Here is a 320-nt window from a genome sequence, read left to right as displayed (position 1 = left end):
CCCCCCCCCCCCCCCCCCCCCCCCCCCCCCCCCCCCCCCCCCCCCCCCCCCCCCCCCCCCCCCCCCCCCCCCCCCCCCCCCCCCCCCCCCCCCCCCCCCCCCCCCCCCCCCCCCCCCCTTTAATGACCCGGCGACCACCGAGATCTACACCCAGTTGGCATCGTCGGCAGCGTCAGATGTGTATAAGAGACAGGGTTCAGGCCGTCAACAAAGGTTAAATCCTGGGTCAACTGGTGGCGCGCCAACGCAATCAATCCGCTGAGCGCATCGCCCATTTTATTGGCTGCCAGGGTGGCCAGCAGCGCTAACGGCTGTGCGAT

At 72.5% G+C, this 320-nt stretch carries 1 protein-coding gene; it reads right to left on the bottom strand.

The window, feature by feature from the left end; all coding sequences use genetic code 11:
• Positions 1-119: 119 nt before the first annotated feature.
• Positions 120-320, bottom strand: a 201-nt coding sequence (locus JHD74_RS26245; protein ID WP_199063935.1) for a hypothetical protein, incomplete at its 5' end; no start/stop codon positions are given.

This window comes from Serratia sp. ASV30, from assembly GCF_016428815.1.
Taxonomy (GTDB): Bacteria; Pseudomonadota; Gammaproteobacteria; order Enterobacterales; family Enterobacteriaceae; genus Chania; species Chania fonticola_C.
This window is presented reverse-complemented; position numbering and strand designations above follow the sequence as displayed.